At 72.3% G+C, this 12,674-nt stretch carries 12 protein-coding genes; 8 read left to right on the top strand and 4 right to left on the bottom strand.

Annotated features, from left to right (window positions below):
• Positions 1–105 precede the first annotated feature (105 nt).
• Positions 106–780, top strand: coding sequence for a TetR/AcrR family transcriptional regulator (locus ACIOGX_RS27015; protein WP_383964479.1), 675 nt, complete (start codon positions 106–108; stop codon positions 778–780).
• An 87-nt stretch (positions 781–867) separates the two neighbouring features.
• On the opposite strand, the gene ACIOGX_RS27010 is transcribed toward ACIOGX_RS27015, so the two are convergent.
• Together ACIOGX_RS27010 and ACIOGX_RS27005 are read right to left on the bottom strand one after the other, a co-directional pair.
• Positions 868–1,749, bottom strand: a complete 882-nt coding sequence (locus ACIOGX_RS27010; RefSeq protein WP_401916998.1) for a diacylglycerol/lipid kinase family protein — start codon at positions 1,747–1,749, stop codon at positions 868–870.
• A gap of 2 nt (positions 1,750–1,751) precedes the next feature.
• Entirely contained in the window at positions 1,752–3,371 is a 1,620-nt protein-coding gene (locus tag ACIOGX_RS27005; protein WP_401916995.1) for an FAD-binding oxidoreductase, read from the bottom strand.
• Positions 3,372–3,468: 97 nt separating this feature from the next.
• On the opposite strand from ACIOGX_RS27005, the gene ACIOGX_RS27000 reads away from it, so the two are divergent.
• Both ACIOGX_RS27000 and ACIOGX_RS26995 read left to right on the top strand, forming a co-directional pair.
• The gene (locus tag ACIOGX_RS27000) at positions 3,469–4,068 is read left to right on the top strand and encodes a TetR/AcrR family transcriptional regulator (RefSeq protein ID WP_383964470.1); all 600 of its coding nucleotides are present in this window, start codon (positions 3,469–3,471) and stop codon (positions 4,066–4,068) included.
• Positions 4,065–5,645 carry a glycerol-3-phosphate dehydrogenase/oxidase gene (locus ACIOGX_RS26995; RefSeq protein ID WP_401916992.1) on the top strand — a complete coding sequence of 527 codons (1,581 nt, stop codon included), beginning with the start codon at positions 4,065–4,067 and terminating at the stop codon, positions 5,643–5,645. Before ACIOGX_RS27000 ends, ACIOGX_RS26995 begins: the two co-directional genes overlap by 4 nt.
• 53 nt (positions 5,646–5,698) lie before the next feature.
• On the opposite strand, the gene ACIOGX_RS26990 is transcribed toward ACIOGX_RS26995, so the two are convergent.
• The gene (locus tag ACIOGX_RS26990; protein ID WP_356513512.1) at positions 5,699–6,355 is read right to left on the bottom strand and encodes a GntR family transcriptional regulator; all 657 of its coding nucleotides are present in this window, start codon (positions 6,353–6,355) and stop codon (positions 5,699–5,701) included.
• A gap of 145 nt (positions 6,356–6,500) precedes the next feature.
• On the opposite strand from ACIOGX_RS26990, the gene ACIOGX_RS26985 reads away from it, so the two are divergent.
• The 4 genes from ACIOGX_RS26985 (at position 6,501) to ACIOGX_RS26970 (ending at position 11,508) form a co-directional block, all read left to right on the top strand.
• Positions 6,501–7,970, top strand: coding sequence for an NCS1 family nucleobase:cation symporter-1 (locus ACIOGX_RS26985; RefSeq protein ID WP_401916989.1), 1,470 nt, complete (start codon positions 6,501–6,503; stop codon positions 7,968–7,970).
• 5 nt (positions 7,971–7,975) lie between these two features.
• Positions 7,976–8,719 (top strand): aspartate/glutamate racemase family protein, encoded by a 744-nt coding sequence (locus ACIOGX_RS26980; protein ID WP_383964461.1) that lies wholly within the window; start codon positions 7,976–7,978, stop codon positions 8,717–8,719.
• A 266-nt stretch (positions 8,720–8,985) separates the two neighbouring features.
• The gene (locus tag ACIOGX_RS26975) at positions 8,986–9,861 is read left to right on the top strand and encodes an LLM class F420-dependent oxidoreductase (protein ID WP_384766999.1); all 876 of its coding nucleotides are present in this window, start codon (positions 8,986–8,988) and stop codon (positions 9,859–9,861) included.
• 309 nt (positions 9,862–10,170) lie between these two features.
• Positions 10,171–11,508, top strand: coding sequence for a DUF3089 domain-containing protein (locus ACIOGX_RS26970; RefSeq protein ID WP_401916985.1), 1,338 nt, complete (start codon positions 10,171–10,173; stop codon positions 11,506–11,508).
• A gap of 61 nt (positions 11,509–11,569) precedes the next feature.
• Here the strand turns inward: ACIOGX_RS26970 and ACIOGX_RS26965 are convergent, their stop codons facing one another.
• Positions 11,570–11,986, bottom strand: a complete 417-nt coding sequence (locus ACIOGX_RS26965; RefSeq protein WP_129766489.1) for an organic hydroperoxide resistance protein — start codon at positions 11,984–11,986, stop codon at positions 11,570–11,572.
• Positions 11,987–12,109: 123 nt separating this feature from the next.
• On the opposite strand from ACIOGX_RS26965, the gene ACIOGX_RS26960 reads away from it, so the two are divergent.
• A complete protein-coding gene (locus tag ACIOGX_RS26960; protein ID WP_356513522.1) occupies positions 12,110–12,631 on the top strand; it encodes a MarR family transcriptional regulator in 522 nt (173 codons plus the stop codon).
• Positions 12,632–12,674 lie beyond the last annotated feature (43 nt).

Genomic DNA, 12,674 nt, shown 5'->3' with positions numbered 1-12,674 from the left:
CCAGATCAGCACATGCTCGTAGTTCACGGATCCTCCTATCGGAGCGATTCACTCCGACTTGGAGTATCGGAGCGGATCGCTCCGACAGGCAATAGGCTGGACGTCGTGAATACGCCGCCGCCCCTCGGGGTGCATACGCCGCCGCCCCTCGGGCGCCGTGCCGGAGGCCGTCATGGCAGGCAGTCCGAGGCCCGGCGCAACGATCTCCTGGTGCTCTCTGCCGCCCGCGCGGTCTTCGCGGAACAGGGGCCCGACGCTCCCGTCTCGGCCGTGGCCGAGCGCGCCGGGGTCGGGGTGGGCACCCTCTACCGCCGTTACGGCAGCAAGGTTCAGCTCGTCCAGCGCCTGTGTGCCGTCGCGATCGCGCTGACCATCGACGCGCTCCGGGAAGCGACGGAGGACGAGAGCGGTGGCTGGGAGAGCCTGGCCCGCTACGTCGGCCGCGCGGTCGACGAACGCGCGGGTGCCTTCGCCTCGTTGGCCGGCACCTTTCCCGTGACCCCGGAGGTGGCGAGCCACAACGAGGAGGCCAGAGAACTGCTGGAGCGGCTCATGAGGAAGGGATACGACGACGGATCGGTGCGCGAGGACGTCACGGCGCTCGACATCACGCACACCATCGAGCTGTTCAGCCGCTATCCCCGGCGCACCGACGAGGACCGCCTCGCCCAGCGACGGATGCTGGCCATCGCCCTGGACGGGCTGCGGCCCGGGAGTCCCGAACTCCCCGGGCCGCGACCGGAATGGGACGACTATCACCGCACGTGGGACCACGGCTGACGGACGACCGGTCCCGGCAGAGGCGGCCAGGGACAGGCCGGGCCGGGCAGGGGCAGGACACGTCGGGCCAGGCCAGGCCGGGACGCGTCAGGACAGCAGGTTCAGCGCTCCGGGCAGCACGCGTGCCGTGACCGGCAGTCCTGCCTCGACCTCGCCGTCCGCGCCATAGGGGAGGTCCCGGTCGCACTCGATCCGCACCTCGCGCCCTCGCAGGGTCTCGACCTGCCGCCGGTGCACGTGTGCGCCGCTTCTGAGTTCGTTCATGACGGCGAAGAACAGCAGACGGGAGGCCTGGTGGATGATGACGACGTCGAGCACGCCGTCGCGCACGGCCGCGGCGGGGGCGATGCGCCGGCCGAAGCCGTAGTAACCGGAGTTGGCCACGACGACGGTGAATCCCCTGCGGTGGTGGACGGTGCCGTCGACGGTGACGCGGTAACCGGCCGGGCGCCAGCTCATCACGGCGCGCAGCCCTCCCGCGTAGTAGGAGGCGGCACCGCGCAGCAGACGGCTCTCGTTGGCATGGCGGTTGGCCAGCGCGTCGACGCCCGCGTAGACGCTGCCGAGTACGGGCAGGCGGTCGTGAACCGCCGACTCGACCTCGATGACGTCCGTCGCCTTCGGTTCGCCGTGCAGGAGCAGTTCCGCCAGCCGGGCCGGTTCGGTGGGCAGTCCGACCGCGCGGGCGAAGTCGTTACCCCGGCCGGCGGGCACGATGCCGCCGACCGCGTCGGTCCCCGCGAGAGCGCCGACGACGCGGCCCGTCAGACCGTCACCGCCGACGCCCAGCACGATCCGGCCCTGTCCGGCGGCCCCCAGGGCCAGTTCGCGCGCGTGACCGAGACTGCGGCTGTACTCGACTTCCAGCTCGGCGCCGGCCGCACGCAGCAGTCCGGCGAGGGGGATGAGAGCCGCCGCCGATCCGGCGCCTCCCGCGCTCGGGTTGACGACGGCCGTGAACTGTCGCATGGCTACGCTCCGGTGGGCGGGGACGGCACGGGCGGCAGAAGGATGCCCGGATTGAGGATGCCGGACGGATCGAGCCGGTCCTTGACCGCGTGAAGGACCTCGACGCCCAGAGGACCGATCTCCTGGGCGTACCGGTCGCGGTGGTCGGTCCCCACACCGTGGTGATGGCTGATGGTGCCGCCCGACGCGAGGATCGCTTCGCCCGCCGCCCGTTTGGCGAGCGCCCAGAGGCCCACCGGATCGTCGCCCTGTGCGCAGAGCACGGTGAAGTACAGCGACGCGCCCGTCGGGTAGACGTGCGAGACATGGCACATGATCACGGGGGGAGCGCCCGCGCCCGCCAGGGTGGTGGAGAGCGCGGTCCGCACGTTCTCGTAGAGCGCGGGAATACCGGACCAGAACGCGGCGGTCTCCAGCGTCTCGGCGAACGCCCCGATGTCCAGCAGGGCATCGCGCAGATACGGTGCGGAGAAGCGGCCCTCGGCCCACTTCGTCCCGGGTGCCTCGCCGAGGAACACCCCACCGCGCTCCCGCAGTTCGGCGTGGGTGCGCGTCCTGCGTTCCGGCACCTCCGCCCCGGTGCCCTCGTAGCCGACGACCGCCAGGCAGCCCGTGCCGGGGGCGGGAGCGGTGCCGATGGCGCCGGGGTCGGCCAGGCCGATGGCGGTCTCCGTCTCGTCGGACAGCCGCAGCACGGTGGGCGGCTGGCCCTTCTGGGCGAGCGCGCGCAGCGCGTCCCGGCCCGCCGCGAACGAGCCGAAACTCCAGCCCTCGTAGGCGCGGGTCTCGGGAGCGGGGTGCACGCGTACCGTCACCGACGTGATCACGCCGAACGCGCCCTCGGACCCCAGCACCAGCTGCCGCAGGTCCGGGCCGGCGGCCGAACGCGGAGCGCGCCCGATGTCCAGCGTCCCTCGGGGTGTGGCCACCCGCAGGGCCGTCACCATGTCGTCGAAGCGTCCGTAGCCCGCCGACGCCTGGCCGCTCGAACGCGCGGCGGCGAATCCGCCGATCGTCGCCCACTCGTAGGACTGGGGGAAGTGGCCGAGGGTGAAGCCCCGTTCGGCGAGGAGCGCCTCGGCCTCGGGCCCCCGCAGTCCTGGTTGCAGGACCGCGGTACCGGAAACGGTGTCCAGGGCGATCAGCCGGTTCATTCTGCGCAGGTCGAGAGCGATGAAACAGCCGGGGGCTGCGGGTGCGAGACCGCCGACCACGCTGGTGCCGCCCCCGAAGGGGACGACCGCGACCCGATGCCGGGAGCAGGCCCGCAGGACGGCCACCACCTCGTCGTGGTCGGCGGGCAGGACCACCGCGTCGGGCGCGTCGCCGACCGCGCCGGCACGGATGCGCAGCAGGTCGGTGGTGGACTTGCCGCGGGTGTGGCGGACCCGGCTCTCGGCGTCGGTGAGGACGTGTTCCGCTCCCACGATCCGCCTGACCGCTTCCTCGGCGTCGGGGGCCAGCCGGCCCGCGCGCGGCTCCACGGCCGTCAGCTCCACCGGCCGTCCGTCCGCGGGCCGCACGCCGAGCAGTTCGCCCAGTACGTCGGTGATCTGGCGGGGCAGAGGCGCCGCCCTGCCCGGGTCTCCCCATCCGCTCCACAGCATCTGCGCCGACTCCATCTGTCTCCTCGCTCGTCCTCTGCCCTCGCGGCCGTCGGGCCCGGACACGGACGCGCTTTCGCTTGCCGTCACCGTCCCCGTCGTTACACTGTGACATGTGACGCCTAAACGAAACACCCCGCGGGACGACAATCTTGTCCTCGACGCCGCGCGGGACTGTGTCCTCGCGGTCGGTGTGCGACGAACGACCCTGACCGACGTCGCCCGCAGGGCAGGGGTGTCGCGCATGACGCTCTACCGGCGCTGGCCCGACGTCCGCGCACTCGTCGGCGACGTCATGACACGGGAATGGGTGGCGGTCACCCTGGGGGCCGTCCCGCCGGACGACGGCACGCGGCGGACCCGGCCCCACCTGGTCGACACTCTCGTGGCCGGACTCCAGGCGCTGCGCGACCACCCCTTGCTGCGCAAGATCCTCGACGTCGACCCCGAACTGCTGCTCCCCTACCTCTTCGACCGGCGCGGCGCGAGCCAGGACAGGGTGCTGGAGTTCATCGAGGACGCCCTGCGGCGCGGGCACGCGGACGGCTCCATCCGCGCGGACCATCCGGTACGGCAGGCGCGTTGCCTGCTGCTGGTACTCCAGTCGTTCGTGTTCTCGGCGCGGACCATGACCGACGACGCCGACCCCGAGCTGACCGAGGCCGCCTTCCACGGCGAACTCCGGCACCTTCTCGAAAGGACCCTGGCCCCATGAGCCCCGCCGCCCGCCCGGACTTCTCGCTCAACGCGGTACGCCGCTCCCGTGAGCTGGCCGAACTGGCGGAGGGGGGAGCGGTCGACGTCCTCGTGGTGGGCCTCGGTGTGACCGGCGCGGGTACGGCGCTGGACGCGGCCTCCCGCGGTCTGTCGGTCGCCGCGATCGACGCGCACGATCTGGCGTTCGGCACCTCTCGCTGGAGCTCCAAGCTCGTCCACGGCGGACTGCGCTATCTGGCGTCGGGTCAGGTGGGTATCGCCCACGAGAGCGCGCTGGAACGCGGGGTGCTGATGGAACGCACCGCTCCGCATCTCGTGCGCGCCCAGCCCTTCGTCATGCCGCTGACCCCGCTCACCTCGCGCCGGAACGCCGCCCTCGCCGAGGCCGGACTGCGGGCGGGCGACCTCCTGCGCGCGGTCGCCGGCACCGCTCGCGGCACGCTGCCGGGCCCGCGGCGCCTGTCCGTCGTCGAGACACTGCGGGCGGCGCCCGGCCTGCGCGGGCACGGTCTGCGCGGCGGACTGTGCTCCTGGGACGGCCGGCTCGTCGACGACGCACGGCTCGTCACCGCGATAGCGCGTACCGCCGCCGGTCATGGCGCCCGCGTGCTGACCCGTACGCGCGCGCTGTCCGTCTCCGGCACCGGAGCCCTCGTACGCGACGAACTGACCGGGCAGGAAACCCGGATCCGGGCGCGGATGGTCATCAACGCCACCGGCGTCTGGGCCGGCCGGCTCGTCGAGGACATCCGGCTCCGCCCGTCCCGCGGCACCCATCTGGTGCTCCGCGCCGAGAGCCTGGCCGGTCTGCACACCGGCCTGCACATCCCCATCCCGGGAGAGACGAGCCGTTTCGTGCTGGTCGTCCCGCAGGACGACGACAGGGTGTACGTGGGGCTGACCGACGAACCGGTCGACGGCCCCGTGCCGGACGTGCCCGAGGTGCCGGAGTCCGACATCGGCTTCCTGCTCGACATCCTGGGGACCGTACTGGACACGCCGCTTCGCCGCCGTGACGTGGTGGGCGCGTTCGCGGGGCTGCGGCCTCTGCTGGACACGTCCCACGGGGTGGAGCCGGCCGGCCCACGGACCTCCGATCTCTCACGCCGGCATGCCGTGGTGACCTCCCGGGAAGGGGTGGTGACCGTCGTCGGCGGCAAGCTCACCACCTACCGCAGGATGGCCCAGGACGCCGTCGACGCCGCACTGGCCGCCTGTGGCCTGAACGCGCCGCCGGGCCGCGGAACCGCCCGTCTTCCCCTGGCCGGCGCCGCTTCACGGGCCAGCTTGGCGACTCTTTCCGCCCCCCGCCGGCTGATCGAACGTTACGGAACGGAGGCGACCGCGATCCACGCGCTGGGCGAGCGGGAGCCACACCTGCGGGCCCCGGTGGCCGAAGGACTGGACGTCACACGGGCCGAACTCGCCTGGGCGGTGCGGCACGAGGGCGCTCTCGACGTGTCCGACCTCCTGGACCGCCGCACACGCATCGGCCTCGTACCGGCCGACCGCGCCGCCGCGCTGGACGCCGCACATGAGGCGCTGGCCGCGGCGCCTTCCGCCACGGGGAGCTGAGCGGGCACCTGCCTTCCGGTGGAGCGCGAGCCGCTCGCACGCCCGCGGCGACGTCAGCGGTCCTCGCCGTCCCCGAAGAGCAGATCGAGGATGGTGCGGTGGTTGGCCCGTACGTGGGCCAGGGCGCGTGCGCGGGCCCGGTCGGGGTCTCCGGAGGCGATGGCCTCGTACAACGCGCGGTGTTCGTCCAGGAGTTCGGGCCACTTCTCGTTCTGCCGGGTGAGCAGACGCAGCCGTCCGGCGACCGGTTCCATCACGGAGATGAGCAGACCGTTGCCGGCCATGGCCAGTACCCGGTCATGGAAACGGGTGTTGATGTCGGTGATCCGCTCGGCGTCCCGCGCGCGGGTGGCGACCGCTGCCCGGTCGAGCAGTTCCTCCAGCTCCGCGAGGCTGTCGCGGCTCGCGCGTTCCGCCGCGAGCCCGGCGGCGTAGACCTCCAGGGCCTCGCGGAGTTCGAAGAGTTCGTCGACGTCGGCCTGGGTGAGCCGGCGCACCACCGTACGGCGCGGGGTCTCGAACAGGACGAAACCCTCCGCCACCAGCGCGCGGATGGCCTCCCGCACCGGGACGCGGGAGACCTCGAAGCGCTCGGCGAGTTCGCGTTCGACAAGCCGGTCGCCGGGGCGGAGCCGCCCGGCGATGATGTCCTGCCGCAGCGCGGTCAGTACGCGTTCGCGTACGGCCCCCAGGGGTTCGGCGGTGGTCATGGCCCCCATGATCCCCGACTCCACGGGTGTTTTACCGGGCCGTAACGGCCGGGACACGGCCGACGGTGTTCATGGCCGGACCATGACGGGGTGTTTGGTATACCAAACCGCGCCGTTCGTCCCGCCGTCGCCTCAGGGAGGCCCCGTGACCCTCACCGACCGTGCCGAAACCGCCGGCACCCCCGCGTTCGTCCCTGACCCCCGGCTCACCAACGAGGATCTGGCCCCGGCCGGCGAACGGAAGTGGAAGGTCTTCGACCTCTTCGCCCTGTGGATGTCGGATGTCCACAACCTCGGCAACTACACCTTCGCCGCCGGGCTCCTGGTGCTCGGTCTGAACGTCTGGCAGATCTTCACCTCGCTGCTCGTCGGCTTCGTCCTCATCTACGTCGGGATGAATCTGATGGGTCGCATAGGGCAGCGGCACGGCGTGCCGTTCCCGGTGGTCAGCCGCATCAGCTTCGGCATATGGGGAGCCAATGTCCCCGCCCTGATCCGCGCCGTGATCGCCATCATGTGGTACGGGATCCAGACCTATCTGGCCTCCGTCGCGGTCAACGTGATGCTGCTCGCGGCGGTACCGGATCTCGTCTCGTGGACCGAGCACTCCTTCCTCGGGCTCAACGCGCTGGGCTGGGTCTCGTTCCTCGCCCTCTGGGTCGCCCAGGCGCTGATCATCAGCCGCGGCATGGAGTCGGTGCGCAGGTTCCAGGACTTCTGCGGCCCGGCGATCTGGCTGGTGATGATCGTGCTCGCCGTCTGGATCCTCGCCGAGGCCGGCTGGACGATCCCGCTCACCTCCACGCCGAACCCCGTCTCCACCGGGGAGCAGTTCGGCCAGTGGTTCGGCGCGATCGGGCTGATCCTCGCGACCTACGGAACGCTCATGCTCAACTTCTGCGACTTCTCGCGTTTCGCCCCCGACTACCGCACCGTCAAGCGCGGCAACTTCTGGGGGCTGCCCATCAACTCGACGGCGTTCGTCATCGTCTCCGTCATCGTCACGGCCGGATCCATCGAGGTCTTCGGCGAGGCGATCACCGACCCCGCGCTGCTGGTCGCGAAGGCCGGCAACACCTGGGTCCTGGTGCTGGGCGCGCTCACCTTCGCCATCGCCACCATGGGCGTCAATATCGTCGCCAACTTCGTCTCACCCGCGTACGACCTGGCCAATGTCTGGCCACAGAAGATCACCTTCCGTACCGGCGGAATGATCAGCACCGTCGCCGCGCTGCTGGTCACACCGTGGAACCTCTACTCCAACCCCCATGTCGTGAACTACTTCCTCGGCGGACTCGGCGCCTTTCTCGGGCCGTTGTTCGGTGTGATCATGATCGACTACTACTGGGTCAAGCGCGGCCGTATCGATGTCGGCCAGCTCTTCGACGCGCGGCCGGAGTCCCGCTACTACTACCGCGGGGGCGTCAACCCGAAGGCGCTCTGGGCCTTCCTGCCCTCGGCCGCCGTCGCCGCCGTCTTCGCGCTCGTGCCGTACTTCGGTGACATCGCGCCGTACTCCTGGTTCATCGGTACGGCCGCGGGCGCCGCCCTCTACGCCCTGCTCTGCCGGGCCGAACGCGCCCGGTCCCTCGCCGCAGGGCCGACGGAGGGCTGACCGGCGTGCGGATCCTCGTCACCAACTGCAACACGACCCGGGCGATGACCGAGGAGATCGTGCGCGGAGCCCGGACAGCCGCCGGACCCGGCACCACGATCACCGGGCTCACCCCCGCCTGGGGACCGGAGTCCGCCGAGGGCTGGCTCGACAGCTATCTGTCGGCGGCGGCCGTCCTCGACACGCTGCGCGGGTACGAGGAGGAGCCGTACGACGCCGTCGTCATGGCCGGGTTCGGCGAGCACGGCCGCGAGGGCGCCCGCGAACTCCTCGACGTGCCCGTCGTCGACATCACGGAAGCCGCCGCCCATCTGGCCTGCCTGCTCGGACGGCGGTACGGCGTCATCACCACACTCGACCGGTCCCGCGGCCAGATCGAGGACAGCCTGCACACGGCCGGGGTCGCCGCGCACTGCGCCGCCGTCGTCGGCACCGGCCTCGGCGTCCTCGATCTCGGCGACGACCGGCGCACCACCGAGGCGTTCCTCGCCGCCGCCGAGCGCGCCAGGGACGCGGGCGCCGAGGTGCTGGTGCTCGGTTGCGCGGGGATGACCGGGCTCCGGCGCACGCTGGGGGACCGGCTGGGGATGCCCGTCGTCGACGGCGTCGGCGCGGCCGTCAGACTCGCCGAGTCACTGGTGGCGCTGGGCCTGCGGACAAGCCGTACGGGAGGGTACGCCCGGCCCCGGCCGAAGCGCCGCACCTGGTCCGCGCCGGGTCCCGGGGCCGGAGGCACGTCGGACCGTTGAGCTATCGAGCCGCTGAGCCGCTGAGCCGCTGAGCCGTTGGGCCGTTGGGCTGTTCGGCGGCGTGGGCGGGGCGGGTGCCGCCCCGGCCGGTGATGATGACGGGGGCGCCACCCCATCCGTCCCCGGGTGCCCGGGGAACAGCCGTCCCGTGTGCTCCAGGAGCCCCGGAAAGCCCCAGGAACCCGGGAAAGCCTCAGGAATAGGCCGCGCGGGACCCGGGTTGGCACGGTCATCACTGGATCCGAGTCCATGCGGGAGACAACACGATGGTGAATCTGCGGGAATCCGTGGGCCGTTACGGGATCTGGAGCGCGGAACTCCGCTCCGAGGACGCCGCCGTGCGCGCGGAGATTCCCGAGGCCGCCGCCGAACTGGAGCAGCTCGGCTTCGGCGCCGTCTGGCTGGGCGGCAGCAGCGGTGTCGAGCACGCGGTACCCCTCATCGAGGCCACCTCCCGGCTCACCGTCGCCACCGGCATCCTCAGCATCTGGCAGTACGAGGCCGCCGACGCGGCCGCCCGCTTCCACACGCTGGAATCCGGGCACCCGGGGCGGTTCCTGCTCGGGCTCGGCGCCAGCCACGCCAAGCTCGCCGCGCAGTACCGGCGCCCCTACTCGGCGATGGTCGGCTACCTCGACGCGCTGGACGCGGCAGGAGTGCCGGCCGGGCGGATCGTACTGGCCGCCCTCGGGCCGAAGATGCTCGAACTCTCCCGTGACCGCGCGGGCGGCGCGCACCCGTACCTCGTCACCCCCGAACACACCGCCCAGGCTCGTGAACTCCTCGGCCCCGGCCCGCTGCTCGCCCCCGAGCTGAAGGTCGTCCTGGACACCGATCCGGACACCGCCCGCGCCGCGGCCCGCGGCTATCTCGCGATGTATCTCGGCCTGCCCAACTACACCAACAGCTTCCTGCGGCTGGGGTTCACCGAGGACGATTTCACCGGCGGCGGCAGCGACCGGCTGATCGACGCCGTCTACGCCTGGGGCGACGCGGCCCGGATCCGGGACCGTATCGACGCCTTCCACGCGGCCGGCGCCGACCATGTCGCCCTCCAGATCGTCACGGGTGACAGCTCTCCCGGCGCGCCGGGAGCCCTGCCGCGCGCCGAGTGGCGTCGGCTCGCCGAGGTCCTGTCCTGACACGTGGCATCCGACGCGGCCGGACCGCCGGGGCCAACCCTCAGGTGGAGGGTGAGACAGGCGCCGTCCGGCCGCCGGAGGTCCGGGGCGCGCACGACCGCACCGTGGGCCGACGCGCGCACGCGGCCCGTCGTGGGGACAGGGGCACCGCCCCGGCGACGGGTGCCGGTCCCGTTGGCCGGTTGTCGCCATCCTCGGCGCCCGGGGTGTGAAGTCTGTCCCTTTGGATCAAGGTGAGGGAGACGGGCCGAACCGGCCCGCGTGGACAGTGACCGGGCCTGCCGATCGGAGGGAACCCCCGTGCCCCGTATGGACGCTGTGCGAAGACTCCTGATTCCGGTGGCCGCGGTTCTCGCGCTGGTGCTGCTGCCCACGAGCGCGGGAGCGAGCCCGGCACCCGTCTCGGCCGCCGCCGTCCAGGGCACGCGGCCGCTGGACCGTACCGTCTGGCTGTGCCGACCCGGTTTGGTGCACAACCCCTGCGGGCAGGACGCCAAGGGCATGCCCCAGTCGGCCGGCCCCGAGCTGGTCACCCACTACCCGAGCGGTGGGACCCGGCTCCTGGACGCCACCCGGTTCACGGCCGGCGCGAGCGGGAGGCGTGAGCCGTTCACCGTCACCGGGAAGCCGCCCGTGGACTGCTTCTACGCGTACCCGACGGTGGACCTGCTGCCCAATCCACCGCTCCAGACCGGCGGCCGGCCGCCGGTGCCACGGGACGTCCATCACGCCGTGACGCTCATGCAGAGCGCCCGCTTCGCCGGACTGTGCCGGATGTTCGTCCCGGTCTACCGCCAGGTGCCGCTGCCCGCTCTGCTCGCCGGGATCGTGGTGGGCTCGGGCGCCGACCTGACCACGGCCACCATGGACATCCGGGACGCCTGGGACGACTACTGGACCCATGACAACCGTGACCCGGAGACCGGCGAGCGGCGCGGCGTCGTCATCCTCGGCCACTCCCAGGGCACCGCCGTCGCCGCCGCGCTGATGCGGGAGCGCGTCGACGAACACCCGGGGGTGCGGCGGCAACTCGTCGTCGCCGCGCTGCTCGGCGGGAACATCGAGGTGCCCGAGGGCCGGGACGCGGGCGGTGGAGCCGACCCCGCGTCGACGTTCCAGCACATCCCCGCCTGCCGGCGACCCGGCGGCGCCCCGATGCCCACCGGCTGTGTGGTCTCGTACGCCACCTACTCCCTGCCCCGGGGCTCCCTGCCCGCCGTGATCGGCAGAACGGCGAGCCCCGGTCACCGCGTGGTCTGCGTCAACCCGGCGGCGCTGCTGCGCGGCGAGGCCGCCGGCGCCCGCGTACCGCTCGATCTGTATCTGCCCACGCGGCGGCTGATCGGCGGCAGCGCGCTGCTGCCGAACGGACCTCTGGCAGTGCCCCTGAACGGCTACCAGCTCCCGGACCTGCCCACGGGCTTCGCCCGCCACCCCGACGCGCTCACGGGGGAGTGCACCCATGCCACCGACGGAACGGCCAGCGCCGACTGGCTCCAGGTCGGCGGGGACCTCTCGCACTTCCCCGCCTCCGCGCCCGCGGGACTGACCGGTCTGCACGCCATGGACTTCAACGTGGCCCAGGGGGACCTCGTCGCCCTGGCGGCGGCGCAGACCCGCGCGTGGCTGGACCGCCGCCGCCCATGACCGTCCGGGCCTCACAACGTCCGGATCCCATATCGGTCCGGACCCATTACGGTCCGGACCGCTACTCGATGACCAGCTCGACCGGGATGTTGCCCCGAGTGGCGTTGGAGTACGGGCAGACCTGGTGGGCCTGGTCGACGAGTTCCTGGCCCAGTGGGCCTTCGAGGTGCTCGGGCAGCTCGACCCGCAGGACGACGGAGAGCCCGAAGCCCGAGGCCACATCGCCGCCGATGCCGACCTCGGCCGTCACGGACGCGTCCTTGGTGTCATGACCGCCCGCCCGGCCGACCGCGCCCAGAGCGCTGGCGAAACAGGCGGCGTAACCGGCGGCGAAGAGCTGCTCGGGGTTGGTGCCCTTGCCGCTGCCGCCCATTTCGCGCGGCGGCGCCAGCTGGACGTCCAGAAGGCCGTCGGAGCTGACGGCCCGGCCGTCGCGGCCGTTCGCGGTGGCGATGGCGGTGTAGTGCGTCGTGGTCATCGGATCTCCTCAAGAGTGGTGCGGCATGGCGGGGGACCGGTCGGCGACGGGGGCGCCGGCCGATCCCCGCAGAAATAGTGTAGCGCAATTCAATTGCACACAACCAAAGAGTACGATGGCTCTATGGATCGCTCAGCGGACACAGCCCTGGAAGGCGGGGCGGCACAATCCCTCCCGTCGGTACGCGGGGCGGCGGGCTCGGAGGAGCTGCTGCGCCTGGACCGGCAGGTGTGCTTCGCGCTGCACGCGGCCTCCCGCGCGTTCGACGCGCTCTACCGGCCGCTTCTGGGGGAGTTGGGCCTCACCTATCCGCAGTACCTGGCGATGCTCGCCCTCTGGGAGCACGACGTGCTGACCGTCAAGGAGCTGGGCCTCGCCCTCCGCCTCGACTCCGGGACCCTCTCGCCCCTGCTCAAGCGGCTGGAAGCGGCCGGGCTCGTGGTGCGCGAGCGCAGCCGCAGCGACGAGCGCTCGGTCAGCGTCCGTCCGACCGCCTCGGGGGCCGCGCTCAAGCGGCGCGCCCGCGTACTGCCCGAGACGATTCTCAGCTCGACCGGCTTCGACGAGGGTGAACTCACCGCGCTGCACCGGACGCTCGGCAGACTCACCGCCGCGCTGGACGGTGCCGCCGCGCGTCGTTCCTGACCCGTGTCCGCACGGCGTGCGCACGGGATGTGCGTACGGCGCC

This window comes from Streptomyces sp. NPDC088147 (genome assembly GCF_044741565.1).
Taxonomy (GTDB): domain Bacteria; phylum Actinomycetota; class Actinomycetes; order Streptomycetales; family Streptomycetaceae; genus Streptomyces.
The sequence above is the reverse complement of the archived record's forward strand: the minus strand, read 5'-3'. Positions and strand labels throughout refer to the sequence as shown.